Source organism: Mycolicibacterium peregrinum, from assembly GCF_001665625.1.
In the GTDB taxonomy this organism is placed as follows: Bacteria; Actinomycetota; Actinomycetes; order Mycobacteriales; family Mycobacteriaceae; genus Mycobacterium; species Mycobacterium peregrinum_B.
This window is the reverse complement of the sequence record NZ_LZSY01000118.1, coordinates 128,062-154,249: the sequence shown is the minus strand read 5'-3', so window position 1 is coordinate 154,249 and position 26,188 is coordinate 128,062. Positions and strand designations below refer to the sequence as shown.

Annotated in this window: 28 protein-coding genes; 16 read left to right on the top strand and 12 right to left on the bottom strand. The window is 66.9% G+C overall.

The genetic code is table 11. The features are described from left to right. Positions 1-25 precede the first annotated feature (25 nt). From A5779_RS34980 to A5779_RS33075, 7 genes are all read left to right on the top strand, one after another. Positions 26-115 carry an Ms5788A family Cys-rich leader peptide gene (locus A5779_RS34980; RefSeq protein ID WP_350222965.1) on the top strand — a complete coding sequence of 30 codons (90 nt, stop codon included), beginning with the start codon at positions 26-28 and terminating at the stop codon, positions 113-115. A 91-nt stretch (positions 116-206) separates the two neighbouring features. Next, a complete protein-coding gene (locus A5779_RS19695) occupies positions 207-689 on the top strand; it encodes a DUF4395 domain-containing protein (protein WP_064884786.1) in 483 nt (160 codons plus the stop codon). Between the two features lie 48 nt (positions 690-737). Then, positions 738-1,574 (top strand): sulfurtransferase, encoded by an 837-nt coding sequence (locus A5779_RS19690; protein WP_064884784.1) that lies wholly within the window; start codon positions 738-740, stop codon positions 1,572-1,574. Position 1,575: 1 nt separating this feature from the next. After that, positions 1,576-1,878 carry a DUF1416 domain-containing protein gene (locus A5779_RS19685; protein WP_003884652.1) on the top strand — a complete coding sequence of 101 codons (303 nt, stop codon included), beginning with the start codon at positions 1,576-1,578 and terminating at the stop codon, positions 1,876-1,878. A 263-nt stretch (positions 1,879-2,141) separates the two neighbouring features. Next, entirely contained in the window at positions 2,142-2,825 is a 684-nt protein-coding gene (locus A5779_RS19680) for a heme-binding beta-barrel domain-containing protein (RefSeq protein ID WP_064884782.1), read from the top strand. Beyond that, on the top strand, positions 2,825-3,073 hold the full coding sequence (locus tag A5779_RS19675; protein WP_064884780.1) for a hypothetical protein: 249 nt from the start codon (positions 2,825-2,827) through the stop codon (positions 3,071-3,073). Before A5779_RS19680 ends, A5779_RS19675 begins: the two co-directional genes overlap by 1 nt. 82 nt (positions 3,074-3,155) lie before the next feature. Then, a complete protein-coding gene (locus tag A5779_RS33075; RefSeq protein WP_082941758.1) occupies positions 3,156-3,599 on the top strand; it encodes a hypothetical protein in 444 nt (147 codons plus the stop codon). Between the two features lie 247 nt (positions 3,600-3,846). Here A5779_RS33075 and A5779_RS19665 read toward each other — a convergent pair whose 3' ends face one another. Beyond that, on the bottom strand, positions 3,847-4,725 hold the full coding sequence (locus A5779_RS19665) for an aminodeoxychorismate lyase (RefSeq protein ID WP_064884776.1): 879 nt from the start codon (positions 4,723-4,725) through the stop codon (positions 3,847-3,849). Between the two features lie 66 nt (positions 4,726-4,791). Here A5779_RS19665 and ygfZ point away from each other — a divergent pair, with 66 nt between their 5' ends. Both ygfZ and A5779_RS33070 read left to right on the top strand, forming a co-directional pair. Next, positions 4,792-5,886: a CAF17-like 4Fe-4S cluster assembly/insertion protein YgfZ gene (ygfZ, locus tag A5779_RS19660; RefSeq protein ID WP_064884774.1), complete on the top strand. Its 1,095-nt coding sequence runs from the start codon at positions 4,792-4,794 to the stop codon at positions 5,884-5,886. A gap of 263 nt (positions 5,887-6,149) precedes the next feature. Continuing rightward, positions 6,150-6,323: a DUF3073 domain-containing protein gene (locus A5779_RS33070; protein ID WP_082449106.1), complete on the top strand. Its 174-nt coding sequence runs from the start codon at positions 6,150-6,152 to the stop codon at positions 6,321-6,323. Positions 6,324-6,405: 82 nt separating this feature from the next. On the opposite strand, the gene purM is transcribed toward A5779_RS33070, so the two are convergent. After that, a complete protein-coding gene (gene purM, locus A5779_RS19655) occupies positions 6,406-7,497 on the bottom strand; it encodes a phosphoribosylformylglycinamidine cyclo-ligase (protein WP_064884772.1) in 1,092 nt (363 codons plus the stop codon). A gap of 130 nt (positions 7,498-7,627) precedes the next feature. Further along, positions 7,628-9,172, bottom strand: coding sequence for an amidophosphoribosyltransferase (gene purF, locus A5779_RS19650; RefSeq protein ID WP_064884770.1), 1,545 nt, complete (start codon positions 9,170-9,172; stop codon positions 7,628-7,630). A 211-nt stretch (positions 9,173-9,383) separates the two neighbouring features. Between purF and A5779_RS19645 the strand changes: the two genes are divergently transcribed. Beyond that, entirely contained in the window at positions 9,384-10,736 is a 1,353-nt protein-coding gene (locus A5779_RS19645) for a hypothetical protein (RefSeq protein ID WP_064884768.1), read from the top strand. Here the strand turns inward: A5779_RS19645 and A5779_RS19640 are convergent, their stop codons facing one another. Further along, on the bottom strand, positions 10,737-11,123 hold the full coding sequence (locus tag A5779_RS19640; RefSeq protein ID WP_064884766.1) for a sterol carrier family protein: 387 nt from the start codon (positions 11,121-11,123) through the stop codon (positions 10,737-10,739). It lies immediately after the preceding gene. 18 nt (positions 11,124-11,141) lie between these two features. Between A5779_RS19640 and A5779_RS19635 the strand changes: the two genes are divergently transcribed. Both A5779_RS19635 and A5779_RS19630 read left to right on the top strand, forming a co-directional pair. Further along, positions 11,142-12,347, top strand: a complete 1,206-nt coding sequence (locus tag A5779_RS19635; protein WP_064884764.1) for an MCE family protein — start codon at positions 11,142-11,144, stop codon at positions 12,345-12,347. A 62-nt stretch (positions 12,348-12,409) separates the two neighbouring features. After that, entirely contained in the window at positions 12,410-13,675 is a 1,266-nt protein-coding gene (locus tag A5779_RS19630) for a hypothetical protein (RefSeq protein WP_064884762.1), read from the top strand. On the opposite strand, the gene A5779_RS19625 is transcribed toward A5779_RS19630, so the two are convergent. The 3 genes from A5779_RS19625 to purL are packed head-to-tail and all read right to left on the bottom strand — an operon-like array spanning position 13,596 to position 18,264. Next, a complete protein-coding gene (locus A5779_RS19625) occupies positions 13,596-14,246 on the bottom strand; it encodes an Rv0804 family intramembrane glutamic endopeptidase (RefSeq protein WP_064884760.1) in 651 nt (216 codons plus the stop codon). The two genes, A5779_RS19630 and A5779_RS19625, sit on opposite strands and share 80 nt — an antisense overlap. Further along, positions 14,246-15,973 carry an alpha/beta hydrolase gene (locus tag A5779_RS19620; protein ID WP_064884758.1) on the bottom strand — a complete coding sequence of 576 codons (1,728 nt, stop codon included), beginning with the start codon at positions 15,971-15,973 and terminating at the stop codon, positions 14,246-14,248. Before A5779_RS19620 ends, A5779_RS19625 begins: the two co-directional genes overlap by 1 nt. Continuing rightward, on the bottom strand, positions 15,970-18,264 hold the full coding sequence (purL, locus tag A5779_RS19615) for a phosphoribosylformylglycinamidine synthase subunit PurL (RefSeq protein ID WP_064884755.1): 2,295 nt from the start codon (positions 18,262-18,264) through the stop codon (positions 15,970-15,972). The genes A5779_RS19620 and purL overlap by 4 nt, the downstream gene beginning before the upstream one ends. Before the next feature lie 91 nt (positions 18,265-18,355). Between purL and A5779_RS34585 the strand changes: the two genes are divergently transcribed. Both A5779_RS34585 and A5779_RS34580 read left to right on the top strand, forming a co-directional pair. Further along, complete coding sequence (locus A5779_RS34585) at positions 18,356-18,859, top strand: hypothetical protein (protein WP_236734813.1); 504 nt, start codon at positions 18,356-18,358, stop codon at positions 18,857-18,859. Further along, positions 18,856-19,335, top strand: coding sequence for a hypothetical protein (locus A5779_RS34580; protein WP_236734812.1), 480 nt, complete (start codon positions 18,856-18,858; stop codon positions 19,333-19,335). Before A5779_RS34585 ends, A5779_RS34580 begins: the two co-directional genes overlap by 4 nt. 24 nt (positions 19,336-19,359) lie before the next feature. Here the strand turns inward: A5779_RS34580 and A5779_RS19605 are convergent, their stop codons facing one another. The 3 genes from A5779_RS19605 to A5779_RS19595 are packed head-to-tail and all read right to left on the bottom strand — an operon-like array spanning position 19,360 to position 22,237. Beyond that, entirely contained in the window at positions 19,360-20,568 is a 1,209-nt protein-coding gene (locus A5779_RS19605) for a cation:proton antiporter domain-containing protein (protein ID WP_064884753.1), read from the bottom strand. 27 nt (positions 20,569-20,595) lie between these two features. Further along, entirely contained in the window at positions 20,596-20,943 is a 348-nt protein-coding gene (locus A5779_RS19600) for a VOC family protein (RefSeq protein WP_064884751.1), read from the bottom strand. A 34-nt stretch (positions 20,944-20,977) separates the two neighbouring features. Further along, positions 20,978-22,237: a M18 family aminopeptidase gene (locus tag A5779_RS19595; protein ID WP_064884749.1), complete on the bottom strand. Its 1,260-nt coding sequence runs from the start codon at positions 22,235-22,237 to the stop codon at positions 20,978-20,980. Between the two features lie 50 nt (positions 22,238-22,287). On the opposite strand from A5779_RS19595, the gene A5779_RS19590 reads away from it, so the two are divergent. Both A5779_RS19590 and A5779_RS19585 read left to right on the top strand, forming a co-directional pair. Continuing rightward, positions 22,288-23,319, top strand: a complete 1,032-nt coding sequence (locus A5779_RS19590) for a Dyp-type peroxidase (RefSeq protein ID WP_064884747.1) — start codon at positions 22,288-22,290, stop codon at positions 23,317-23,319. After that, entirely contained in the window at positions 23,316-24,113 is a 798-nt protein-coding gene (locus tag A5779_RS19585) for a family 1 encapsulin nanocompartment shell protein (protein ID WP_064884745.1), read from the top strand. The genes A5779_RS19590 and A5779_RS19585 overlap by 4 nt, the downstream gene beginning before the upstream one ends. 53 nt (positions 24,114-24,166) lie before the next feature. Here the strand turns inward: A5779_RS19585 and A5779_RS19580 are convergent, their stop codons facing one another. Both A5779_RS19580 and A5779_RS19575 read right to left on the bottom strand, forming a co-directional pair. Further along, complete coding sequence (locus A5779_RS19580) at positions 24,167-24,907, bottom strand: hypothetical protein (RefSeq protein ID WP_131811661.1); 741 nt, start codon at positions 24,905-24,907, stop codon at positions 24,167-24,169. Further along, positions 24,904-26,157 (bottom strand): hypothetical protein, encoded by a 1,254-nt coding sequence (locus A5779_RS19575; protein WP_236734811.1) that lies wholly within the window; start codon positions 26,155-26,157, stop codon positions 24,904-24,906. Before A5779_RS19575 ends, A5779_RS19580 begins: the two co-directional genes overlap by 4 nt. Positions 26,158-26,188 lie beyond the last annotated feature (31 nt).

Sequence of the window (26,188 nt, the reverse complement as noted above, 5' to 3'; positions counted from 1 at the left end):
GCGGTTATTGGGTAAGCTGTCGGTCGTGTCAGCCCGCCTTGAGCTTGTGCTCACCAAGCGCCGCGCAGTCGATCTGTGCCGCGTCGCGGGTTGCTGCTGTTGTTGTTGCTGTTGAGCGCAGCCGCGCGCTTTCGCGCGCCCGCTCGGGCCTTGAGCCCTGAGCCTGCACACAACCGGGCCTTCGACAACAACAGGAGTTCTTTCACATGTCTTCGACATCCACCCGCCCCATCACCGGTGTTCAGCCTGCTCAGGTGGACGTGCGGGGGCCGAGGTTCGCGGCCTGGGTCACCACCGCGGTCCTGATCGGCACGCTGCTGGTCGCCGGGGTGAGTGAGCCCGCGGCCGCGGTGCTGCTGGGCGCACAGGCAGTGGTGTTCGCGATCGGCGCGGCCGGTGGCCCGCGCAAGCATCCCTACGGCCGGCTGTTCGCCACGTTCGTCGCGCCGCGCCTGGCACCGGTCACCGAACGTGAGCCGGTTGCGCCACTGAAGTTCGCCCAGTTGGTCGGGTTCGTTTTCGCCGTCGCCGGGACCGTGGGGTTCGCCTTCGGCATCACTGCGCTCGGCCTTACCGCCACCGCGTTCGCGTTGGTGGCGGCCTTCCTCAACGCCGCCTTCGGCATCTGCCTGGGTTGCCAGATCTATCCCCTGGTGGCTCGGCTGCGCCGCGTCCCCAATCCCGCATGACACCCACCAGACATATCAAATAGCAAGCAACCGAAAGGAATTCGTTACATGGCACGTTCCGACGTCCTGGTCTCGACCGAATGGGCCGGGAACAATCTCGATACCGCCGGCGTGGTGTTCGTCGAGGTCGACGAGAACACCAGCGCCTACGACGACGAGGGCCACATCCCCGGCGCCGTCAAGCTGGACTGGAAGGACGACCTGCAGGACGCCGTCAAGCGTGACTTCGTCGACCAGCAGCAGTTCTCGAAGCTGTTGTCCGACAAGGGCATCGGCAACGACGACACGGTGGTCCTGTACGGCGGCAACAACAACTGGTTCGCGGCCTACGCCTACTGGTACTTCAAGCTGTACGGCCACAACGACGTGAAGCTGCTCGACGGCGGCCGCAAGCGCTGGCAGCTCGACGGCCGCCCGCTGGTCACCGATGCCGTCAGCCGCCCGGCGACGTCGTACTCGGCCAAGGCACCCGACAACAACATCCGCGCCTTCCGCGACGAGGTCATCGCCGCAATCGGCGAGAAGAACCTGGTCGACGTGCGCTCCCCCGACGAGTTCTCCGGCAAGATCCTGGCCCCGGCACACCTGCCGCAGGAGCAGAGCCAGCGCCCCGGGCATATCCCCGGCGCCATCAACGTTCCGTGGAGCAAGGCAGCCAACGAGGACGGCACCTTCAAGTCCGACGAGGACCTGGCGCAGCTGTACGCCGCGGCGGGCCTCGACGGAGACAAGGAGACCATCGCCTACTGCCGGATCGGTGAGCGTTCCTCGCACACCTGGTTCGTGCTGCAGGAGCTGCTGGGACACCAGAACGTCAAGAACTACGACGGCAGTTGGACGGAATACGGCTCCCTGGTGGGCGCCCCGATCGAGTTGGGAAGTTGATATGTGCTCTGCACCTAAGCAAGGACTGACGTTGCCCGCCGGCGTCGACCTGGAGAAGGAAACCGTCATCACCGGTCGCGTGGTGGACGGCTCCGGCCAGGCGGTCGGTGGTGCCTTCGTGCGTCTGCTGGACTCCAGCGACGAGTTCACCGCTGAGGTCGTGGCCTCGGCAACCGGTGATTTCCGGTTCTTCGCCGCTCCCGGTACCTGGACGCTGCGCGCCCTGTCCCCCGCGGGCAACGGCGACGCCAGCGTGGCCCCGACCGGCGCCGGCATCCACGAGGTCGACGTCAAGGTTGCCTAGCGACGAAGGAGCTAGGCCATCCAGCTCGGCCTAGTCCTTCCTCCAGTCGAACGTGAGCTTGTGTACGAGGATTCGCACGAATCTGACACACAAGCTCACGTTCGGCGTGTATAGGGGCGTCCCGACCCGGGGCGCCGACACCTTCGACAAGGAACTAGACTCACTCCCGTGGTGCTCTTCTTCGAGATAATGCTCGTCGCGGCCGTCGTGGTGATCACGTGGTTCGCGTTGTACGCGCTGTACCGCCTCGTCACCGACGAGTCGTGACCTCCGACCGGGACATTCCAGCCGAGGCCTCCGTCCCTGAGCGAGGCTCAGGTGACCGAGCCATAGCGGCCGCCGCTGAACGGGCCAAGGCCACGGCCTCCCGGAACATTCCGGTCTTCGATGACCTCCCGGTTCCCGCCGATACCGCCAATCTGCGCGACGGCGTCGGACTCAACGATGCGCTGCTGGCACTGTTGCCGTTGGTCGGCGTCTGGCGCGGCGAAGGCGAAGGCCGCGACACCCATGGCGACTACCGGTTCGGCCAGCAGATCATCGTTTCCCATGACGGCGGTGACTACCTGAACTGGGATTCCCGGTCGTGGCGACTGAACGAATCGGGCGAATACGACTCCCCAGGCCTGCGCGAGACCGGCTATTGGCGATTCGTGACCGATCCCGAGGATCCCGCCGGCCGGGACGAGTCGCAGGCCATCGAACTGCTGCTGGCCCATTCGGCCGGCTATGTCGAGCTTTTCTACGGCAAACCCCTCACCCAGGCGTCCTGGGAGCTGGTCACCGATGCACTGGCCCGCAGCAAGTCCGGGTTGCTGGTGGGGGGCGCCAAACGGTTGTACGGCATCGTCGAAGGCGGAGATTTGGGCTACGTGGAGGAACGTGTAGACGCCGACGGCGGCCTGGTGCCGCACCTGTCGGCCCGACTGTCCCGGTACGTCGGCTGATGCGCCGGCCGATCATCGCGGCAGGTCTGCTTGCCGTGGCAGCGATTCTCGGAGCGTGTTCGTCGGAGGGGCCGCAACCGGCTCCCACCGAGCCGCCTGCCGAGCACGGCAACTACGCGCACTGCCTGTCCGAACACGGCGTGCCCGTCGCGCCCGGCCCGGTCGCCGGGCCACCGGCCGGTGTCGACCAACAGACCTGGCAGCAGGCCGTCAAGGCGTGTTCCACGCTGGCTCCCGGTCCGAGCTAGTTCTCGCGGTAACTGCCCGCCGCACAGCGGACACATAGCCGGCGATTAATCCGCGCTCAGCGGGGTCTCATACGGTCATCGCATGAGACAGAGCGCCGTGACGAGACAAACCTTTGTGCGAACCGCAATTTCGGGCCTGGCCGCGCTCGCGGTGATCGGTTCGGCGGCCGCGTGCGCCTCCGGCAAGTCGACGGATTCCCCGACGCAGGCCGCGCAGTCGTCGACGCAGGCACCCATGTCATCGTCGGGGCAGCCGTCGGCGTCGGTCACCCCGGATGCCTTCGGACAGTGCATGCAGGAGCACGGGATTCCCGCGCCTCCCGAGGGCACACCCGGTGCACCCGGCGGACCTGAGCATCCCGGCGGACCCGGTCACCACCCGGACGGTCCGCCTCCGGGTGGGTCAGACAGCCCGCCGCCCGGTGCGGGTGCGACGCCGCCGGCACCACCCGGAGTCGATCAGGCGCAGTGGGAGGACGCGATGCAGTCCTGCCAGTCACTGGCACCACACCCGCCGCCGCAGTAACGGTTTCAGCCGACCCCAGATATGGGGCGGCCCCCGAGCCTTGGTACCTGGTTGGACAGACCGAGGGGCTCGGGGGCCGGGTGGCTGCGGGGAATTCGCCAGCGCGCGCAGGCAGTATCCCCGGCGCTGCTAGCGGGCAGCCACCTCACATGTCCATAAGTCACTCAATTTCTCGGACCACCTCCTTCCCTGTGTGATCACGAAGCTACCCCCGTCCGCTCACGCCGACAAGCGATTTACGCGCGGCTCAGCGGTCACTGAGGATCGCCGCGTCCACCAGGCCGGAGATGTCGGCGGCCAGTGGCGCATCGGGCAGCCGTCGGCCGTCCAAGGTGTGCACCCGAGCTGCCAGGGTGATGCTGGAAATCAGCCAAACCCCTTGTGCGGTAAGCAGGTCCGCAGGCTTGAGGGAACGGAAGTCGCAGTCGTAACCCTTGTTGCGGGCTACCTCGAACAGTGCCTGCTGGGTGGTGCCACGCAGGATCGGATACCAGGGCGGCGGGGTGAGCAGCAGAGGCTGACCATCGTTCTCCTCGGTCGCGATGACAACGGTCGACCGCGGCCCTTCCAGCAGGTAGCCGTCGGAGCTCACGAAGATCACGTCGCCGGCGCCCTGCCGTTCGGCGTGCCGCAGCGCGGCCATGTTCACCGCGTAGGACAGGGTCTTGGCACCCGCGGCCAGCCATGGCATGTCGCCGGCACCCAGCGGCAACCCTCGGTCCAGGGTGATCGCCGCCAAGCCGTCGCGCCGCACGCCGGCCACTCGGTCGGCCAGGGCGCCGATGGTGACGAACGCAGTCGCGGGGCCACCGCTTTCGCGCCCTCGGCTGTACACCAGGCGCAGCACGCCGTCGTCGTCGTGGTCGGCGATCCAGCACTCGGTCCCCAGCGCCACCGCCGCCCGCCAGGAATCCAGGTCCGGCACGGGCAGATCCAACATCTTGGCGGATTGGGCCAGGCGGGCCAGGTGCGGCTCAAGGAGGCAGGGCCTGCCGTCACGCACCAGCAGCGTCTCGAAGACCCCGTCGCCGCGCACCGCGGCCAGGTCGTCGGCGTACAGCAGCGGGGCGTTGGGGTCGTGGATCTGCCCGTCAAGGGTGACCAGCACGGCTGGTGGGCTCGCCATGGGGCCCCAGCGTAGTTTGCGCGTGCGAGCAGCTTGGGCGAAGAGCGACAAACGTACAGTTGGGCTATGACTGCACTACCGTCAGCGGTTCCGGCGCCCGAGGCAGGTCCCGACGCCGGCGCCGTCTGGCATTACGGTGATCCGCTCGGTGAACAGCGCGCAGCGGCAAGCGCCGCGGTCCTGGTGGATCGCTCGCACCGGGCGGTCCTCACACTGACCGGCAAGGACCGGCAGACGTGGCTGCACAGCATCTCCAGCCAGCACGTCAGCGCATTGCCGGACGGTGCGGTCACCGAGAACCTGAGCCTGGACCTGCAGGGCCGTGTCGAAGATCACTGGATCCAGACCGATCTCGCGGGGACCACCTATGTGGACACCGAGCCGTGGCGGGGCGAGCCGCTGCTGGCCTACCTGCGCAAGATGGTGTTCTGGGCCGACGTGCAGATCGAGCCGGCCGACCTCGCGGTGTTGTCACTGCTGGGGCCCGGGTTGGCCGACGAGAAGGTGCTCAAGGCCGTGGGTGTCGAAGGGCTGCCGCAGGAGTCGACCGCGGTGGCACTGCCCGGCGGCGGTTTCCTGCGCCGGTTGCCCGCACCCGGCATCGAACTGGACCTGGTGGTGCCACGCGAGTCGATCGCGGACTACACGCGGCGGCTCGCTGATGCCGGGGTCCGACCGGCCGGGGTGTGGGCCTATGAGGCGCACCGGGTGGCGGCCGCACGACCGCGGCTGGGCGTCGACACCGACGAGCGGACCATCCCCCACGAGGTCGGTTGGATCGGCGGGCCCGGCGTCGGGGCCGTGCACCTGGACAAGGGCTGCTACCGCGGTCAGGAGACCGTCGCCCGCGTGCACAACCTGGGCAAACCGCCCCGGATGCTGGTGATCCTGCAACTCGACGGTTCCACGGACCGCCCGGTCACCGGCGATGCGGTGACCGCGGGCGGCCGCAACGTCGGTCGCGTCGGCACGGTCGTCGAGCACGCCGACGAGGGCCCGATCGCATTGGCCCTGGTCAAGCGGGGAATACCGGTCGATATCGAGCTGGTCGTCGGGGAGCAGGCCCAGGCACCGGCCGTGATCGACCCCGATTCGATGCCGGAGGCCGACGCCACCGCCGGAGCCGGCCGCGCGGCAGTCGACCGACTCCGAGGCCGTTAAGCGGTGAAACTGCTCACCAGCACGTAAACTCACCCGGTCAACGACGACGTGACGACCGTCTCATCGCCCCTTCGGCGAACCTGGTGACGGTCGCCCAACTGTGCAACGACGCAGGGCAGCCGGGCCCCGGCCACTCGATGTGAGGCAGGGCCTGACAGCACTTCTCGGACGGGCACGGTAAAGTGTTGGCAGGACAATAAAGACACACAGATCGGAGCCGCCTAGCTATTGGGCCGCTCCGTTATTGCGCGAGGGGGTCCCCCATGGGCCGCGGCCGGGCGAAGGCAAAGCAGACCAAGGTTGCACGTGACCTGAAGTACAGCTCGCCGAATACCGACTTCAGTCAGCTCCAACGTGAGCTGTCGGGATCTCCCGATTCCGGTGACGCCAATGACGACGCCGAAGACTGGTCGGGCGAGGATGACTGGCGGCGCTGAGCCGTCGACACTCCGTTGTAGAACCTAGACACAGGTCGCGCTGACAGCGCACGTCGCTTATCAGCGCGACCTTGTCTAATGCCTAGAACCGCGGATGCTGTCCAACCAGTTGGGCGCGCACACTGTCCTTGCCGCCCTTCTTCACGGTTCCCAGCGTCCAGCAGTCCAGGTGACGTGCGGTCAGAATGGCCAGCGCGCGATCGGTGTCCTCAGGGGCCACGACCGCGACCATCCCGACACCCATGTTGAACGTCTTCTCCATCTCGGCACGCTCGATGCGTCCGCGCTGGGCGATCATCTGGAACACCGGTGCCGGCGTCCACGTGCCGCGATCCAGTTCCGCGGTCAGCCCGTGCGGCACCACGCGCTCCAGGTTGCCCGCCAGGCCGCCACCGGTGACGTGGCAGAACGTGCGCACCTGGGTCTCGGCGGCCAGCGCCAGACAGTCCTTGGCGTAGATGCGCGTCGGCTCCAGCAGCTCCTCTCCGAGCGTGCGACCGAACTCCTCGACGTGGCCGGCAAGGTTCATCCGGTCGATCTCGAGCAGCACCTTGCGGGCCAGGGAGTAGCCGTTGGAGTGCAGTCCGCTGGAGCGCATGGCGATGATCACGTCGCCGGGGCGGACACGGTCGGGCCCGAGCACGTTGTCGGCCTCGACGACGCCGACGCCCGTCGCGGAGATGTCGTAGTGGTCGGGTTCCATCAGGCCGGGATGTTCGGCCGTCTCACCGCCCAGCAGGGCGCAGCCGGCCTGGACACAGCCTTCGGCGATACCGGACACGATCGCGCTGACGCGCTCCGGCACGGTGCGACCGACGGCGATGTAGTCCTGGAGGAACAACGGCTCGGCGCCGCACACCACGAGGTCGTCGACCACCATGGCGACCAGGTCCAGCCCGACGGTGTCGTGCTTGTCCATGGCCTGCGCGACGGCGAGCTTGGTGCCCACCCCGTCGGTCGAGGCAGCCAGCACCGGCTCGCGGTATCCGCCCCGCAGGGCGAACAACCCGGCAAAGCCGCCCAGGCCACCCCTGACCTCCGGACGGGTCGCCTTCGCGGCGAGGGGTTTGAAGAGTTCGACGGCGCGGTCACCGGCTTCGATGTCCACTCCGGCCGAAGCGTAGGAAATGTTGCTGTGTTCGGCGATGCCGTGCTGTTCGGCGCCCTTAGTCATCGCAAGCAAGGCTACCGCCCCGCTGTTGCGGGGGTACAGCGCAGGAGGCGTTAAGGACCCCTCAAGGAGGTGGCGCCGTCAAGGACGCCACGATGCCGGAGACGTCAGGGACGCCACGATGTCGGAGACGTCAGGGACGCCTGAGTGCCGAAGCGTTGTCGTTGTCGGGCTGCAGCGGGACGCCGGTGCGGGCTGCGGTGGCCAGCATGTGCTCGACGACGTTCTTACCGAGCGCGGTCTCGCCGGGCAGTTCGATCGGGTAGTTCCCGTCGAAGCAGGCCGAGCACAGCCTGGTCGGCGGCTGTTCGGTGGCCGCGATCATGCCCTGCTGGGAGATGTAGCCCAGGCTGTCGGCGCCGATGGCGTGCCGCACTGCCTCCAGCATCTCGCCCGGGTGCTCGGCGGATGCGGCGTTGGCGATCAGCTCGGCCGGGGTGGCGAAGTCGATGCCGTAGAAGCAGGGCCATCGCACCGGGGGCGACGCGATCCGGACGTGGACCTCCAGCGCGCCGGCCTCCCGCAGCATGCGAACCAGTGCGCGCTGGGTGTTGCCGCGCACGATGGAATCGTCGACGACGATGAGCCGCTTACCGCGGATCACCTCCCGCAGCGGGTTGAGCTTGAGCCGGATACCCAGCTGCCGGATGGTCTGCGAAGGCTGGATGAACGTGCGCCCCACGTAGGCGTTCTTCATCAGGCCCTGCCCGAACGGGATGCCAGATTCCTGTGCGTACCCGACCGCCGCGGGCGTTCCCGACTCCGGGACACCGATCACCAGGTCGGCATCGATCGGGTGCTCGCGGGCCAGCCGCCGCCCGATGTCGACGCGCGTGGCGTGCACCGAGCGGCCCACCAGGGTGCTGTCGGGGCGGGCCAGGTAGACGTACTCGAAGACGCAGCCCTTGGGTTCAGGGTTGGCGAACCGGGTGGAGCGCACCCCGTCGGCGTCGATGGCCAGCAGTTCACCGGGTTCGATGTCGCGGACGAAGGAGGCGCCGACGATGTCGAGGGCGGCGGTCTCGGAGGCGACGACCCAACCCCGGTCGAGCCGGCCCAGCGCCAGCGGCCGCACACCGTGCGGGTCGCGGGCGGCGTAGAGGGTGTTCTCGTCCATGAAGGTCAGACAGAAGGCGCCGCGCACCGTGGGCAGCAGCTCGAGGGCGGCCTGCTCCAGGGTCGCATCGGCGGCGCCGTGGGCCAGCAGCGCACCCAGGATGTCGGAGTCCGTTGTCGCTGGAGCGGTGGCGCTCCCCCGGATCGTCATGTCGATCAGTCCGGCGGCGCGGGCCCTTGTGGCCAGTTCGGCGGTGTTGACCAGGTTGCCGTTGTGGCCGAGTGCGACGCCGGTTCCGGCGGCCGTGTTGCGGAACACCGGCTGGGCGTTCTCCCACGTGGTGGAGCCGGTGGTGGAGTACCGGCAGTGCCCGACGGCGACGTGGCCCGGCATCGCGGCCAGGGTCTGCTCGTCGAACACCTGGCTGACCAGCCCGAGATCTTTGAACACCAGGATCTGTGAGCCGTCGGACACCGCGATGCCCGCAGCTTCCTGGCCACGGTGCTGCAGCGCGTACAAGCCGTAGTAGGTGAGCTTGGCGACGTCCTCGCCGGGAGCCCAGACTCCGAATACACCGCACTCTTCGCGCGGTTCGTTTTCGTCGAGTTGCTGACCAGTCACGATAGGGCTGCTCCCGGGGCGGCGGTTGGTGACATAACCGAGTCTACGGTCCAGGCGGGCCAACAAAAGAATCGAATGGCCGGTCTGGCACCGGCTTTTGCAACAACCGGCGCTACCTTCGCCATTCCCCCACCCGTTCGCCAGGGTGTGATCAGCCGTAGCCGGAACCGTCGGGTTAACCCCATCGACCCACTACATGCCAACGGCAAGGATGGATTTCGTGACGCGTCAACTCTCCGACAAGCCGGCAACCGATCCCCTCGATTCCGACGACCCGGCTCAGCCGCAACCCTGGCCGGAGGTGACGAAGATCGCATTCCGGTTCTGCTTCCTGTACTTCGGCCTGTTCTGTTTGTTGTTCGCGCAGATCACCTTCGCCTTCCTTGGGATCGTGGGCCACTGGCTGCCGGACCGGGCGGTGATGTGGCAGATGACCGTCCTGGGCCCGGTGGTGACCTGGGTCGGCCGTCATGTCTTCGGCGTCGAGGCGGTGCTGCATCAGGACTCGGGCAGCGGGGACCAGGCCGCGATCTGGGTGATGATCTTCTGCCTGCTCGTCTTCTCGGTGGTCGGCACCGCGGTGTGGTCGTGGGTGGACCGGCAGCGGCAGGACTACTCGGGGTTGTGGGTGTGGTTCCTGACGTTTGTGCGGTTGTGCGTGGCCGGTCAGATGTTGTTCTACGGATTCGCCAAGCTCATCCCGACGCAGATGCCGGCTCCACCGTTGGCGGCGTTGCTACGCCCGTACGGCGAGTTCAGCCCAGCCTCGGTGCTGTGGCTGCAGGTGGGCAGCTCCTATCCGTACGAGATGGCACTGGGTGCGGTCGAGGTTCTCGCCGGCTTGCTGCTGTTCGTGCCCCGAACCGCGACGCTGGGTGCGCTGCTCGCCCTGGCCAGCATGGTCCAGGTGTTCCTGCTGAACATGACGTTCGACGTGCCGGTCAAGATCCTGTCCGGGCATCTCATGTTGATGGGCCTGGTGCTGCTGGCGCCGCAGTACCGGCGGCTGGCCGACTTCCTGGTGCTGCAGCGCAACACGGAACCGGCCGTGCAACCCGAACTGTTCGCCGGTGCCAGGGCCAACACCATCGCGACACGGGTCCAGGCCGTACTCGGCATCTGGATGGTGGCCGGCTGTGTCCTGACCGGATGGCAGAGCTGGAGCGAGTACGGCGGCGGGCGCGCCAAACCCGAGTTGTACGGGATCTGGACGGTGAGCCGGTTCGACGTCGACGACAGGACGGCACCGCCGCTGACCGCCGACCAGTACCGTTGGCAGCGAGTCGTTTTCGACCTGCCCGAGGTCGTGACCTATCAGCGCATGAGCGGCGAATTGGTGGACGCACCGGTCAAGGTCGACGGGCACAACCTCACCGTGTCGGGACCGGACGGCACGCCCCTGGCCACACTCACCGCATCCCGTCCGACTCCGGACCAGCTGCAGCTGACCGGCACGCTGTCCGGTCGCGACGTCACGATATGGCTGGATCGCCTGGATCTCGACCAGTTCACGCTGCGTAATCGGGGCTTTCACTGGGTGCAGGAGTATCCCTACTTCCGGTGATCAGGCCCCCAGCGGCACCACGGGCAACCATCGGGCCACTTCACCGGCCCGCGAACCTGACATCTGCACGGCGGATCCGGCTGCATCGAGATCGAGCAGTCCGGTGGCCAGCAGCAGCCAGGTCCGCGGGTCGGTTTCCACGACGTTGGGCGGATTGCCGCGGGTGTGCCGCGGCCCTTCGATGCACTGCACCGCCACGAAGGGCGGTACCCGGACCTCGACGCTGGCACCCGGCGCCATCGCGGCCAGGGTGCGAGCGGTCAACCTGACCGCCTCGGCCAGTTCGGTGCGGGCGGGCTCCGGGTGAGTGGGTGCGCGCAGCCAGTCGGCCACGGCGGCGACCGCCGCCCTGGTCTTTTGCGGATCGACATTGCCTCGCGCGGCCATGCCATAGAGTCTCGCAAAATGTCTGCCGATCACCGAAATCCGCCGTACCGCTTGGCCGGTGCCGTGTTTCTGGTGATCATCGCGCTGCTACTGGGGTTGATCGTGGCGCAGTTCCGGGGCGCCTTCGAGCCCAGGGCCCCACTGACACTGCTGGCCTCACGCGCGGGCCTGGTGCTCGATCCGGGTTCGAAGGTGACCTTCAACGGTGTTCCGATCGGGCGGGTGGGCTCGGTGGACGCCGACTCCGATCCGGTCCGCGCTCTGGTGCATCTCGACATCAACCCGAAATACCTGGACCTACTTCCGGCCAACGTACAGACCTCGATCCAGGCGACCACGGTGTTCGGCAACAAATACGTGGCCTTCACGTCTCCGGAACATCCCAGCCCGCAACGGGTTTCGATCTCGACCCCACTCGACGTCACGGCGGTCACCACCGAGTTCAACACGTTGTTCGAGACGATCACCGCGATCACCGAACAGGTCGACCCGATCAAACTGAACCAGACCTTGTCTGCCACGGCCCAGGCGTTGAGTGGGCTGGGCAGCGCCTTCGGCCAGTCTCTGGCCGACGGCAACACCATCCTCGACGATCTGAACCCGCGCATGCCCGCGCTGCGCCACGACATCACCGCACTGGCAGACCTCGGCGAACGCTATGCGGCGGCCGGTCCTGATCTGTTCGACGGCCTGGGCGACGCGGCGCGTAGCGCTGCCACCTTCAACTCCCAGCGCGGTAACCTCGATGCCGCGCTGGTCGCGGCGATCGGCTTCGCCGGAACCGGTTCGGACATCCTCGAGCGCGGCGGTCCGTATCTGCAGCGCGGCGCGCAGGACCTGATCCCGACGTCGAAGCTGTTCGACAAGTACCAGGGGCAGCTGTTCTGCACCATCCGCAACTACCACGACGTGGCGCCCGCCTTCTATGCGACGTTCGGCGGCGACAACGGATACTCCTTCGAGAGCACGGGAACCTTGTCGAGCATCGGCGTCGGCAACACCTACGTCTATCCGGACAATCTGCCACGGGTGAACGCCAAGGGCGGGCCCGAGGGCAAGCCGGGCTGTTGGAAGCCGATCACGGCCGACCTGTGGCCTGCGCCGTATCTGGTGATGGACACCGGTTTGTCGATTGCGCCGTACAACCATGTCGAGCTGGGCTCACCGATCTTTGTCGACTACGTCTGGGGCCGTCAGATCGGTGAGCCCACGATCAATCCGTGACGGCCTTACGATCTTGATCCAGGGGATTCGGGTGAGAGGGGATTTTGTGAACGGCAGTGCGGATGCCTAAACGCGCAGTACCGGCGAGCCCCGAACCGCCCGCGACCTGGCCGCCCGCTCTGCCCGCGTGGCGTGCCGTCGGACTGTCCCTCGCACCGATCGGCGCTGCGATCTTCAACGGGGTCGCCGGCCTGTGCGCCGCGGCGATCGCGGCGGTATTGGTCGTCGCGTTCGCCCGCCTGCACCGGTACGCGCCGCAGGCGGTGTCGACGGGTGATCTGGTCGCGGCCACCGTGGGTCCGGCGGCGGGGCGGTTCACCAGCCTCGTCCAACTGGCCGCGTATGCGCTTCTGGGTGTGGGCGCCGCCCTGACTCTCGCACTGCAGCCGCTGACCGGCGCACCGGACCTGGAGACCGCGCTGGCCGGCTGGTGGTGGCCCGGCTGGTCGGTGGCCGTGGTGGTGATCGCGGGTGCGGTGGTGGCCTACCTGCCCACCCGGGCGGTGGCTGCGACGGCTGCCGCCCTGGCCGGCGTGGGCCTGCTGATCTTCGTCTACCTGGCGCTGGCGATCATGGCCCGGGTGGCGGCGGGTACACCGCCGATGATGATGGGGAGCTCCCACGTCGATTCGGTCCTGCTGGCAACGGCGGCGGCCATCCCGCTCGGCCTCGGCCTGGTCGGTTTCGAGGCGGCGACCGTGGTGAGCGGTCGTCTGGAGTCGGTGGCGCGGCCGGTGGGCACCGCGGTGGGCGTTACGGCGCTGGGCGCAGTGGTCCTACTGGCGGCCGCCAACATCGGCGCGACCGGCGGGTTCCACAGCACCGCCGTGAATCTCTCACTGATCATCTCCCAGTTCTTCGCCGATGCCGGTTTCTACTGGTTCACCACCGGGGCATTGTGCCTGGGCTCGGCTGCGTTGCTGGCCCTGATGTGGGCGGCCACCCGGGTCGCGGGACGGCTGTTCGGGTCCGGCCCGGAGGTGGCGCTCCTGGTGCCCGCGGTGATGTGCGTTCTGGCCGTGACCTTCTCCCGGTTCCAGGATTACGTCGGCAGGCTGCCGGTGGTGGTTCCCGCGCTGCTCCTGGTGGCCGTCTATGTGCTTGTCGCCGAGGCCAATTCGCGTGTGGCTGGTTCGGCTGCGGCACAGCAGGCGCCGCGGTTGATCCTGGCCGTGGTGGCGGTCTGTGTGGTGTTGATCCCGCTGCGGGTCACCGATTTCTCGATGCCCACCTTGTGGCCCCTGATCGTCACGGCCGCGATCCTCGCGGTGGCAGCGCTGTTGGCACGGCTCGGAAGGCCAGTGCAGCCAGCGCGCCCGCCTCATTGATCGCCAGGTGCGCCAGCATCGGCGCGGCCAGGCTCGCCGACCGCTGCGCCAGCCGGCCGAACACCCATCCGGCGAGCCCGGTGACCAGCACGGTCGGAATCACGGGCTGGGCTGCGGCGCGCGCATCGGCGATATGGGACAGTCCGAACGCGGTCGCCTGCAGCACCTGACCGCCGGCGGGGCCGAACGCTTCGGCAGCGACCTTGCCGAGTGCGGCGCGGAAGGCGGCCTCCTCCGGCCAGACGGTCCCGAGCGGGATCCGCAGCAGCAACCAGCTGCCGGGCGCTGCAGGCAGGGTCTTTTCGCGCATGCCGGTGCGGACGATCGGCACCGCCGAGGTCGCGGCCACACCGGCGCTCACCGCGGTCGCGGCCGCCGCGCCCAGGCGCACACCCGACCACAACGCCGGTGGCCGTAACCCCGGCCGGGCCCCGGTTCCGAACATCAACGCGCTGCCGAGGACCGCGCGCACCAGCGGTTGCCACCGGGCCGGCAGCCTCGGATCGACCAGACCGTTCCACGCCACCAGGCCGGCCGCCAGCGTCACGGCGCGAACCCGGTTCGCTGCCATCAGTATTCGGGCCCGTTGTCGGCTTCGGTCTTCTCCAGTGCCAGCCGGATGCGTTCGGTGTCGTCGTGCGTCCAGCCGTCCGGTGCGGCCACCGCAGCCCAGCCGTCGAGTACCGATTCGCCGTAGTTGTGCCCGTGTCCGTTGGGCACGCTGGAGGCGTTGGTGATGTCGGCGGCCACCTGCCAGAACGTGATGATCGGGTACCAGCGCATCGAGGCGGTGCGGTCCGTCCCTGGCGGTTCGACGAGCCAATCCGGTTCGGAGAACAGCAGATCCGTCGACCACCAGATGATCGGGTCGGAGGGGTGTTGCAGGAACAGGACCCTGGTCCCCTCCCACGGTTCGGCGGCGTCGGCGGCGATCTCGGCGGCGTCGGCGGCCTCGGAGAACCGGACGGTGCGGCCGTTGTCGTAGCGCGGACGCACCTGCGGGGTGCCCGGGTCACGGCGCACGGTCAGACCGCGCCACAGCGGGCTCGCGTTGGGCGGGCCGACCCACAGCACCGAGGAGAAGCCCATCCTGGAGATGTCGGGCAACCAGCTGAACGCGCCCTGCCCGGCCATGGATCCCAGACTCTCCCCGTAGAGCACCAGCTTGGGACGGTGATCGGGGGGCAGTTGTTCCCAACGGGCGTGGATCGCGTCGATCATCAACCGGCCGTTGTTCATCGACTTCTCGCGGTCGCCCATGAACGAGATCCAGCTCGGCAGATAGGAATACTGCATGCCGACCATCGCGGTGTCCCCGTTGTACATCAGCTCCAGCGCACGGGCGGCCGTCGGGTTGACCCAGCCGGTGCCGGTGGTCGGGACGATCACCAGCAGCTTGCGGTCGAAGGCGTGGGTGCGCTCAAGTTCGCTGAGCAACACCGCGATCCGCTGATCATCGGAGTCCGCGGTATGCAGGCCGGCGTACACCCGGATGGGTTCGCGGGCGGGCGCGCCGTTGACTTTTTCGAGCTCGGCCGCGCGCGGGCCGGTCGCGACGAAGTTGCGGCCCTGGAATCCCAGAGAATCCCAGGCTGCGAATGACGCTGGGCTGCCGGACCTTTCGGGTTCGGAAGGTTGGCTGACGCCTTCACGGGTGGTGGAGTTCTGCGGCTGGAACACCCGGCTGGCCCCGGCCAGGAATCCGCGGTAGAGCACACCGTTGACCAACGTGACCACCAGCACCACCACGATGGCGGTACCGATGAACTGGGCCACCTCCCGGTGCAGATGCCAGCGGCGGATAAACACCTTGGCCAGCAGTCGCACGAAGTCACGCAGCATCCGCGCCGTGGCGATCAAACCCGCCGCCACCGCGACCGCGATGATCAGGGTCCGCAGATAGCCCGCCGTGGCCGGACCTTCCATGCCCATCAGCGCCGAGACCTGCCGTTGCCAGGCCGCGGCGGGAATCAGCATCAGGATCGATGCCGTGATCGCCCCGGCGACGACAACCACCTTGAGACCCAGCAGCACCCGCTTACCCGGGGGCCACCACGTCCTGCGTCGTAACACGAAGCGGTACAGCGCTTTTCCCAACAGGACGCCGATGCCGTAGCCGATCGCGGCGTTGATGCCGCCGATCAAACCGGCGAACAGCCAGTCGCGCGGCAGCAGCGACGGGGTCAGTGAGAGACAGAAGAACAGGGCTCCGACGGCGATGCCGGTGAAGTCCAGTCGCACCAGGCTCCAGGCCCAGCGCAGCAGGGGATGACGTTCGTCGAGGGTTTTCCCCGTCACCCGAACAGCCCGGGCAGCACGCCCTCCGACGTGCTCCGTAGCTCCGCGAGCGTAATGCTGAACTGTCCTTGGACCTCGATCGAATCGCTTCCCTGGTCCACCACGCCGACCCGGGTCACCGGCAGGTCCCTGGCCTCACACATCGACCGGAACCGGCTCTCCTCGGTGCGGGGCACGGCCACCAGGACCCGGCCGGCGGACTCGGAGAACAGGGTCACAAACGGATCGGCGCCTTCCGGAAGGATTACCCGGCAACCGGTTTCACCGGCCAGCGCAGCCTCGACCACGGCCTGGATCAGCCCACCCTCGGACAGATCGTGGGCGGCCGAGATCAGTCCGTCGCGCGAGGCCGCGGTCAGCACCTCGGCGAGCAGCTTCTCGCGGGCCAGGTCCACCTTCGGCGGAACCCCGCCCAGATGGTCGGCGGTGACCTGCGCCCAGACCGACCCGTCGAACTCGTCGTGGGTGTCTCCGAGCAGCAGCAGCGTCTCCCCCGGTTCGGTACCCAGGCCGGTGGGGATGCGTCGCTTCACGTCGTCGATCACGCCGAGCACGCCGACCACCGGGGTCGGCAGGATCGCGGTCGAGCCGGTCTGGTTGTAGAAGCTGACGTTGCCACCCGTGACCGGAATGCCAAGAGCCGCGCAGCCATCGGCCAGCCCCCGGACGGCCTGGCTGAACTGCCACATCACCCCCGGGTCCTCGGGGGACCCGAAATTGAGGCAGTTGGTCACCGCGACCGGGGTGGCCCCGGTGACCGCGACGTTGCGGTAGGCCTCGGCCAGCGCCAGCTGCGCGCCGGTGTACGGATCGAGCTGGGTGTAGCGGCCCGACGCGTCGGTGGAGACCGCGATGCCGCGGCCGGTGGTCTCGTCGATGCGCAGCACGCCACCGTCGGCATGCTCGGCCAGCACGGTGTTGCCGCGGACGTAGCGGTCGTACTGCTCGGTGATGAACGCCCGGCTGCACAGGTGCGGACTGCCGATCAGTGCCAGCAGGGCGGCCTTGAGCTCGTCGCCGGTCTTGGGCCGCGGCAGGTTGGCCGAGGTGTTTGCGACGAGGGCGTCCTGGGTGTCGGGGCGCGCCACCGGCCGCTGGTAGACGGGGCCTTCGTGGGCCACGGTGCGAGGCGGGACGTCCACCACGGTGTCACCGTGCCAGGTGATCTCCAGCCGGTCCCCGTCGGTGACCTCACCGATCACCGTGGCCAACACCTCCCATTTGCGGCAGACGGCCATGAACGCCTCGACGTTCTCCGGCGTCACCACCGCACACATGCGTTCCTGCGACTCGCTGGACAGCACCTCGGCTGGGGTCATGTCCTTGGCCCGCAGCGGCACCTGGTCCAGCTCGATGCGCATGCCGCCATCGCCGGCAGAAGCGAGTTCGGATGTGGCACAGGACAGTCCGGCTCCGCCGAGGTCCTGGATGCCGACCACCAGGCCGGCCGAGTACAGCTCAAGGCAACACTCGATGAGTACCTTCTCGGTGAACGGGTCGCCCACCTGCACGCTCGGCAGCTTCTTGCGGCCCGCGCCGGATTCGTCACCCGAGAAGGTGTCCGACGCCAGCACCGAGACACCGCCGATGCCGTCCAGGCCGGTGCGCGCACCGAACAGGATGATTTTGTTGCCGGTACCCGAGGCGAACGCCAGGTGTAGGTCTTCCTTGCGCAGCGCACCGACGCACAGCGCGTTGACCAGCGGATTGCCCGCGTAGGAGGGGTCGAAGATCGTCTCGCCGCCGATGTTCGGCAGGCCCAGCGAGTTGCCGTAGCCGCCGACCCCGCGGACCACGCCGTCGAGCACGCGGCGGGTGTCGGGTGCGTCGGCCGCGCCGAAGCGCAGCTGATCCATGACTGCCACCGGCCGGGCGCCCATCGCCATGATGTCGCGGACGATGCCGCCCACGCCGGTCGCCGCGCCCTGGTAGGGCTCGACGTAGGACGGATGGTTGTGCGATTCGACCTTGAAGGTGACCGCCCAGCCGTCGCCGATGTCGACGACGCCGGCGTTCTCGCCGATCCCGGCAAGCATGCCCGCGCGCATCTCGTCGGTGGTGGTCTCACCGAAGTAGCGCAGGTGCACCTTGGAGGACTTGTAGGAGCAGTGTTCGCTCCACATCACCGAATACATGGCCAGCTCGGCATCAGTGGGGCGGCGACCCAGGATCTCGCGGATCCGCTCGTACTCGTCGTCCTTGAGGCCGAGTTCGCGGTACGGCTGGGGCTGATCAGGGGTGGCGGCTGCCCGCTGCACCGTGTCGATAGCGTGGGTGAGCTCAGACGTCACGCCCAAGAGTCTATCGTTGCCGCTCGCGCACGTCCGACCAGGCGATTGCCGGTTGCGCCTCCACCCGCCCCCGCGGCGGCATACTCAGCACATGCGAAAGCCCGGGCCGAAGGTGTGGCTGGCCATTCTCGGTGTCGTGCTGGCGCTCGGCATCACGTGTTGCCAGTTCAGGGGCTCGTGGTCGGCCGGCTTGATCGACAACGTCTTGAAAAGTCAGCCCGGCGTCACGTTCGTCACACACACCGTCGCACGCGACATGGGCTTCGGGGTGCGCACCGCCGACTTTCAGGTCATGGTCAGTCCCGAGGCGACGGCTGACCAACTCTCAGCGCTCGGGCGCACCTTCGCCGACCAGATCCACGGATCGATGGTGTACGGCGGGCTGGGAGCAAACCTCCACGTGAGCCGTTCGTCAGAGTCCTTCCCCGACCAATCGGGCGCCACGATGTACGTCAGCGTCGACCCTTCGAAGACCACCCCGGAACCGCCGTGGCAGGACTGGCTCAAACTGGCGAAGGGCGACTACGCGTACGACGTCACCGGCTGGGCGTCACCTGACGGCCCTGGCAACCGGCTCGAACCAGCCTCAGAGTGACCCTGCGCAGCTACGACCATGTGCACGATCCCCTGGGCGCATCGGAGTTCGCGGCTTCGGTGCGGCGGCTGATCGCGGACTTTGCAGACTCGACCACGGCCTGGCACATCTTCGATGCGGACAGCAACAACGCACCGAGCATCCGCTCGGACCACGGACTGCCCACCGCAGAGCAGCTGGCGTTGTGGGAGGCACTCGATCAGCTGGCACCGACCAATGGCCTCTTCGATCTGGAGCCGCCTCGCTTGTCCATCGAGGACGTGCCTGCCGGCGCCGACGGGGATCGCGTTGCCGTCGACCAACTTCAGCTCGTCAAGAACTCGGGACTGCCCGCGGTGTACGAAATCGAGGACGAACAGGTCACCGTCCGGCCTGGGGGTTGTTCGAAGGACGCCCAGGAACCCCAGCCGCGGACACCACCGCTGATGGACCTGCAGACCAAGCTGCGCGCCCAGTTCGAGAGCTGTCCACGGTGATGTGGCAGCGGGCGGGTGCAGACCTCACGTGACCGGTTTGGCCTGCGATTTCGCATAGGCGCGGGCGACCGCTGGTGCGCCCGCTCCGTGCAGTACGACGCTGCCCAGGACCGCCACCACGAGTACCTGCGCGACGGTGTGTTCGGCCGCACCTTCGAGGGCGTTGAACGCCAGCAGTCCGAACACGATCGACGGAGTGCCACGCGGCCCCAACCCGCCCAGCAACAGCCTCTCGCGCCAACCCAGCGACGAGCCGACCATCGACAGCAGCACCGCGGCGGTACGCACCACGGTCAGGGCGAGCAGGCAGAACAGCAGGGTCCCCCACGGCACGCCGTAGCCGAGCGCCAGCACTGCGGTGAGCCCGAACACGAACCACATCACCGAGGCCAGCAGGAATCCGAGATCGTCGACGAGCTCGAGCTCGTCGGCGAAGGTCGGCGAGGTACGGAAGTAGTTGAATGCGATGCCGCAGACGAAAGCCGAGACGAAGCCGTTGCCACCGAAGCCGAGACTGGCGCCGAACGACAACAGCGGAGCCGTCACCAGGATCAGTCGCTTGGCTTGCCCGGTCATCAGGCTGCGGCGTTCGGCATTGTTGGTCGCGATGGCCAGAACGGCGCCGACGACCGCACCGACCAGCAGCGCCTTACCCGCGTCCGGAACGGCCCGGGCCAGGGCGTCGAGCGGGGTCTCGGCATCGGTGCGATCGGAGGCCAGCACCAGCGCGAAGATGAACACCGGCGACACGATGCCGTCGTTGTATCCGGCCTCGACGGTCAACAAGCTGCGGACGCGCTCGGGTATCCGCGTGTCGCGCAGCAGCGACGACGTCGGCGCGAAATCGATCGGCACCACCACGCAGGCGATCACCAGCAGCACCGCCCACGACAGCCCTGGCATCAGCCACAACCCCAGCAGCACCGATGCGGCCAGACCCAGTGGCATCGCGATGAACAGCAGCCGCAGCGCCGACCGCGGATCGGCACCGAGATACCCGCCGCGGACATCGGTGGCGTCGACGAAAAGCAGTACCGCAAGGATGATCTCGGCGACGCGCTGGGCGGTGACGGCATTCAGCGTCGACGCCAACGCGTCCTGGGTGGTGAAGCCGACCGCGATCCCGGCCAACACCAGCACCATCGGCGCCGTCAGCCGTAGCCGCTCGAAGCCACGCGAGAAGAGCGACCATCCGGCCAGCACCACCGAAACCGCGACGAGCGACAACAGCATGGCCGGAATCCTGCCAGCTACCGGCGGTTATCCGCCCGCGATACAGAATGCGTTGCCGGCCGGGTCGGCCAGGACGACCCAGTTGAACTCCTCGCCGAAGTTGTGCCTGCCCGTTTCGGTGGCACCCAGGCCCACCAACCGGGCCACCTCGGCTTCCATGTCCGCGGCGTGGAAGTCGAGGTGTACGCGGTTCTTGCCCGGAGTCGGGTCTGGTACCCGCTGAAAGCCGAGGTTGGGCCCGTCGGGAAGGTCGATGAGGACGAATTCGCCTGGGAAGACGGCATTTACCGTGCCATTGACGGCTTGAGCCCACCATTGGGCCAGCGCATCGGGATCGGCGCAGTCGAACGTGATCATTTCCACGGAGAGCGTCATGGCGCCGACCTTAGACCGAGGCGGTGACACCGCGTCAGTGCGGCGAAAGGAATGCTTGTAATGCCGCGGAGTAGGCCACCACGTCCTTGGCACCCATGAACTCGCGCGCCGAGTGCATGGCCAACTGCGCCGCGCCGACATCGACGGTCGGGATCCCGGTGCGTGCCGAGGTCATCGGCCCGATGGTCGACCCACACGGCAGATCGGCGCGGTGCTCATAGCGCTGCAGCGGCACCCCGGCCTGATCGCACGCCAGCGCGAACGCCGCCGCGGTACGACCGTCGGTGGCATAGCGCAGGTTGGGCTGCACCTTGAGCACCGGCCCGGCGTTGACCTCGATCAGGTGTCCGGGCTCGTGACGGTCCGGGTAGTTCGGGTGCGTCGCGTGCGCCATGTCTCCGGACGCCACCATGGAACCGGCCGCCCGGCGCAGGAAGTCTTCCCGGGAACCGTCCGCGGCGAGCACGATGCGCTCCAGCACGGTCGGCAGCAGCTCTGACTGGGCGCCGTGATCCGACGTCGAGCCGACTTCCTCGTGATCGAAGAGCGCAAGCACCGGCACGTGCGCTCCGGCATCCGCCCCCAGGAATGCCTCCAGCCCCGCGTAACAGGTGGCCTGGTTGTCCAGCCGCGGCGCACTGACGAACTCGCGGTCGGCACCGGTGATCGCCGACGGCGCCAGGTCATGGGTCATCAGATCAAAACCGAGCAGCCGATCCGGCTCGACACCGGCCCGTTCGGCGACGAATCCGACGAAGGACCGCGGCCGCTCCCCCAAACCCCACACCGCGTTGACATGCCGCTGCGGGTCCGGGCTCACCCCCTTACGGTCCTCGGACAGGTGGATGGCGAGCTGCGGCACGCGCAGGATCGGATCGTCGACCCGCACCAGCCGGTGGTCGATCCGGTTGCCGTCGCGGACCGAGAGCCGACCGCTGATCCCGAGGTCGCGGTCGAGCCAGGAGTTCAGCCAGGCCCCACCGTAGGGCGCCAGCGCGACCACCTGCCAGCCTGCGACGACGCGGTCCGGGTGCTGCTTGACTCGCAGATTCGGGCTGTCGGTGTGGCCGCCCACCACCCGGAACGGTGCGGCGGCGTCCGCACCCTCTGTGTTCCACGCCACCAGCGAACCCGCCCGTACCGTGAAGAACTTCCCCGTGCCGGGCCACGCGTCCACTTCTGCAAGCTCGGTGAAACCGGCGTCACGCAGCCGTTGAGCGGCGGTGGCGCAGACGTGGAAGGGCGACGGGGACGCGTCGATGAACTCGCACATGCTCTGGGGGCTGGCTGCCATATCTCTATCTTGACCGGGATTTCAACGCGCGCCGCGTTAGGGTCGATCTTGTGCCCGCACCACAGCCCCAGCCGGTCCTGGCCCCGCTGACACCGGCGGCCGTGTTCATGGTCGCAACCATCGACGAGGGCGGCGAGGCGACCGTTCACGACACCCTGACCGATATCTCAGGTCTGGTGCGTGCCATCGGCTTCCGCGACCCCACCAAGCACCTGTCGGCCATCGTGTCGATCGGCTCCGACGCTTGGGACCGGTTGTTCTCCGGTCCACGCCCCGCCGAACTGCACCCGTTCATTCCACTCGACGGTCCGCGACACCGAGCGCCGGCGACGCCGGGTGACCTGTTGTTCCACCTGCGGGCCGAGTCCATGGACGTGTGCTTCGAGCTCGCCACCAAGTTCGCCGATGCGCTGGCCGGCGCCGTGACGATCGTCGACGAGGTGCACGGCTTCAAGTTCTTCGACAACCGCGATCTGATGGGCTTCGTCGACGGCACCGAGAATCCGAACGGCTCGGTGGCGGTCAACGCCAGCCAGATCGGTGACGAGGACCCGGATTTCGCGGGCGGCTGTTACGTCCATGTGCAGAAGTACACCCACGACATGGGTTCGTGGAACTCGCTGTCCACCGAGGAGCAGGAGCGGGTGATCGGCCGCACCAAACTCGACGACATCGAGCTCGACGACGCGGTCAAGCCGCCCAATTCTCATGTGGCGCTCAACGTGATCGAAGACGACGAGGGCAACGAGCTCAAGATCATCCGACACAACATGCCGTTCGGTGAGATCGGCAAGGGCGAATTCGGCACGTACTACATCGGTTATTCGCGCACCCCGGAAGTCACCGAGCGGATGCTGACCAATATGTTCATCGGCGACCCGCCCGGGAACACCGACCGCATCCTGGATTTCTCCACCGCCGTCACCGGTGGCCTGTTCTTCAGCCCCACGATCGATTTTCTGGATGATCCACCGCCGCTGCCCTCCTCCGACCAAGAGTCGGCAGCAGCGGAAGCACCACCGGCTCAGGGCCACCGTGACGGCTCGCTCGGCATCGGCAGTCTGAAAGGAATCCCGCAATGAACAACCTGTACCGCGAGCTTGCTCCGATCACCGAGTCCGCCTGGGCCGAGATCGAACTCGAGGCCAGCCGAACCTTCAAGCGGCACATCGCCGGTCGGCGCGTGGTCGATGTCAGCGAGCCCGGCGGCCCGGTGACCGCGGCGGTCAGCACCGGCCATCTGCTCGACGTGAAATCACCCGGTGACGGCGTGGTGGCCCACCTACGCGACGCGCGGCCGCTGGTGCGGCTGCGGGTGCCGTTCACGGTGTCGCGCACCGCAATCGACGACGTCGAGCGCGGCGCCCAGGACTCCGACTGGGATCCGGTCAAGGAAGCCGCCAAGAAGCTGGCGTTCGTCGAGGACCGCGCGATCTTCGAGGGCTACCCGGCGGCCTCGATCGAAGGCATCCGCAGCTCGAGTTCCAACCCGGCGCTGGCCCTGCCCGACGATGCCCGCGAGATTCCCGACGTGATCGCGCAGGCACTTTCGGAGCTGCGACTGGCCGGTGTCGACGGGCCGTACTCAGTGCTGCTCTCGGCAGCCACCTACACCAAGGTCAGCGAGACCACTGCGCACGGCTACCCGATCCGCGAGCACCTGAGCCGGCTGGTGGACGGTGAGATCATCTGGGCGCCCGCGATCGACGGCGCCTTCGTATTGTCCACCCGCGGTGGCGATTTCGATCTGCAGCTCGGCACCGACGTTTCGATCGGCTACCTGTCCCACGATGCCGAGAGCGTGCAGCTGTACCTGCAGGAGACCCTGACGTTCCTGGCCTACACCGCCGAGGCGTCCGTCGCCCTCACCGCGTAAGCGCTCTACGCTGCGGGCCTGCTCCGTGCACGCCCGCAGCGTAAGGGCAGGCGCTACCGATCAGCTGCGAAGTTCTTGCTCTGCAGCCTTTCCAGCGCCCGATCGTCAGTCAGCTCGTCCCGATAGGCCGGGTGCTGCCAATAGAAGCGGACTAATTCCCTCAGATCCCGACCACCCGGTGTAATTGCACCCGCCGCGAGCACCGCAGCAGTGCCGTCAGATTTAACCAGAACAAGAGCGTTCGGTAACTGGCGATTCGATCCAGGCACCATACTGGTGACGTCGGCGACCTCGCTCCAGGCACCACGTTCCAGCTTGTAGCCCTCGGCGACCTCATACCCTGCGGGCGTCAGACGCAGATACTTCATGCCTCCACGACGAATCATCAGCCAGATAGTTGGAATCCCCATCAGCGCGACCGCGCCGGCAACAAACGGAATTGAGTACCGCGCGGAGTGCAGGACCGGTATGTCTATTTTTCCCAGCGGACCAAAAACTGCAATTAGCGCGCATGACACAACTGCGGCTGAGATCATGACGCAAGTCGCAATTTCGAAAACTATGTCGGATCGAAATGTGGTCCCCTCACCGCTACTGGTAGCGCGCGGCTCAATTCTTCCAGCAATCGATCGCGTTGGCGGCACAGTCATGCTAAGAAAAGCGACACCTAAACCAAAACTCACAACAGCAGTCATAAGGTCGCCGCGTCCAATGCAAGTCACTGCCCACCAAATTGCAAGTAGACCAAGAGGAATGGAAATCAAATAGCCTGGCAGCGCCTTTCGAAATGTCATTTTGGGCACACCAGTTCGCCAATGAATCCGCCGAGATATCCGCCTCCCCAGGTTCCCCCGATATTACCCAGTCCCGCCGCGAGAACCGCACCAGGTCCAGTCTCCGAGGCGAATAGCCCTAGCCCCCAGGCGCCGAACTCCCCACCAGCAATGCCACCCGCCCCGGAAAACGCAGCAACGCAGGCGTTATGCCACGTGTCGGCAGTAACCGTGTCATACAGTGCAGTCGCGACACCTAGTCCGTATCCGCCATACTTGGCACTCTTGCCGATGTCTTCCATGGATGCCGCAGTCATCATCGGTATTCCATTCTTCGCCTGCTTTTCAATACCGGTAAGTACGCCACCAGACACCGTCAAATCAGGATGGGTGAAAAATTCATCCGGGAGTTTCGCGTGCCGACCGTCGGGCGGGGGCATAGTAACTCCACCCGTACAGTTACCGTCCGCATCTTGCGTCATCATTATTTCGGTACCATCCTGCAGCGTATACCTAGATTGCTTTGTGCCATTATATTTAGTCAGATCGTGCGAAGAGGCGGATGATACTAGATTTCCAGCCTTATCGTAGTAATCGTCTTCCACGGCAGGCAGGGTATCGCCCCATTCATATATTTCATGCCTGCTCCCGTCCAGCATCGTGATTGTTTTGCGATGTTGGCCGTCCGATGTGTCCCACTCTCGCGATTCGCGAACCGTTGTTGACATATCCTGTTGTCGAACTATCTGCTGTTGGAGTTGGCCGACCGTCGAAAATGGGTTGGGAACCTCGTCTCCCGGACGCGCCAGGCCTGAAAGCGAGCCAACGACATTTGGCTGCTGCGGCACGAACCCGTACGCCTTCGCAGCGTTCTGAATCGCATCCGCTGCTCCATCGTCAGCTTGTCCGACTGCAAGGAGCAACTTGTTTATCTCCCCCTGCTCCTGCATCGCCAACTTCTGCAGATTTTCCGCTTTCTCGGCAGACATTTGACCGGGCCTAATGAGAACCACCCATTGATCGGTCACATGCAACTCACCCTGATCGATTTCGTCAGCCTTATTAAGCAACGGAGTTCTGGCCGCAGCAATAGATGAGCCGCCTGCCTGCATCGCCGCAGACACCTTCTCGGTGTAATCCTTGAAGCTCGACGCTGTGCGGGTTGCCCTGTCAAACATCTGCGTCGAGGCGTCGTGCGCAGGCCCCCTCCAGGTTCGCACCTCGTCCAGTCGGTTCACACCGTCGTCAAGGTGGCGCACCGCTTGGTACACCGATGCACCGCCGGCGTTGACTCCTGGCGCC

Bases quoted from the DNA above. Each gene is read 5' to 3' on its own strand.
- A5779_RS19695 (WP_064884786.1), top strand. From the start codon at position 207: ATGTCTTCGACATCCACCCGCCCCATCACCGGTGTTCAGCCTGCTCAG.
- A5779_RS19690 (WP_064884784.1), top strand. From the start codon at position 738: ATGGCACGTTCCGACGTCCTGGTCTCGACCGAATGGGCCGGGAACAAT.
- A5779_RS19685 (WP_003884652.1), top strand. From the start codon at position 1,576: ATGTGCTCTGCACCTAAGCAAGGACTGACGTTGCCCGCCGGCGTCGAC.
- A5779_RS19675 (WP_064884780.1), top strand. From the start codon at position 2,825: ATGCGCCGGCCGATCATCGCGGCAGGTCTGCTTGCCGTGGCAGCGATT.
- A5779_RS33075 (WP_082941758.1), top strand. From the start codon at position 3,156: ATGAGACAGAGCGCCGTGACGAGACAAACCTTTGTGCGAACCGCAATT.
- A5779_RS19665 (WP_064884776.1), bottom strand. From the start codon at position 4,725: ATGGCGAGCCCACCAGCCGTGCTGGTCACCCTTGACGGGCAGATCCAC.
- ygfZ (WP_064884774.1), top strand. From the start codon at position 4,792: ATGACTGCACTACCGTCAGCGGTTCCGGCGCCCGAGGCAGGTCCCGAC.
- A5779_RS33070 (WP_082449106.1), top strand. From the start codon at position 6,150: ATGGGCCGCGGCCGGGCGAAGGCAAAGCAGACCAAGGTTGCACGTGAC.
- purM (WP_064884772.1), bottom strand. From the start codon at position 7,497: ATGACTAAGGGCGCCGAACAGCACGGCATCGCCGAACACAGCAACATT.
- A5779_RS19645 (WP_064884768.1), top strand. From the start codon at position 9,384: ATGGATTTCGTGACGCGTCAACTCTCCGACAAGCCGGCAACCGATCCC.
- A5779_RS19640 (WP_064884766.1), bottom strand. From the start codon at position 11,123: ATGGCCGCGCGAGGCAATGTCGATCCGCAAAAGACCAGGGCGGCGGTC.
- A5779_RS19635 (WP_064884764.1), top strand. From the start codon at position 11,142: ATGTCTGCCGATCACCGAAATCCGCCGTACCGCTTGGCCGGTGCCGTG.
- A5779_RS19630 (WP_064884762.1), top strand. From the start codon at position 12,410: ATGCCTAAACGCGCAGTACCGGCGAGCCCCGAACCGCCCGCGACCTGG.
- A5779_RS19625 (WP_064884760.1), bottom strand. From the start codon at position 14,246: ATGGCAGCGAACCGGGTTCGCGCCGTGACGCTGGCGGCCGGCCTGGTG.
- A5779_RS34585 (WP_236734813.1), top strand. From the start codon at position 18,356: ATGCGAAAGCCCGGGCCGAAGGTGTGGCTGGCCATTCTCGGTGTCGTG.
- A5779_RS19605 (WP_064884753.1), bottom strand. From the start codon at position 20,568: ATGCTGTTGTCGCTCGTCGCGGTTTCGGTGGTGCTGGCCGGATGGTCG.
- A5779_RS19600 (WP_064884751.1), bottom strand. From the start codon at position 20,943: ATGACGCTCTCCGTGGAAATGATCACGTTCGACTGCGCCGATCCCGAT.
- A5779_RS19595 (WP_064884749.1), bottom strand. From the start codon at position 22,237: ATGGCAGCCAGCCCCCAGAGCATGTGCGAGTTCATCGACGCGTCCCCG.
- A5779_RS19585 (WP_064884745.1), top strand. From the start codon at position 23,316: ATGAACAACCTGTACCGCGAGCTTGCTCCGATCACCGAGTCCGCCTGG.
- A5779_RS19580 (WP_131811661.1), bottom strand. From the start codon at position 24,907: ATGACATTTCGAAAGGCGCTGCCAGGCTATTTGATTTCCATTCCTCTT.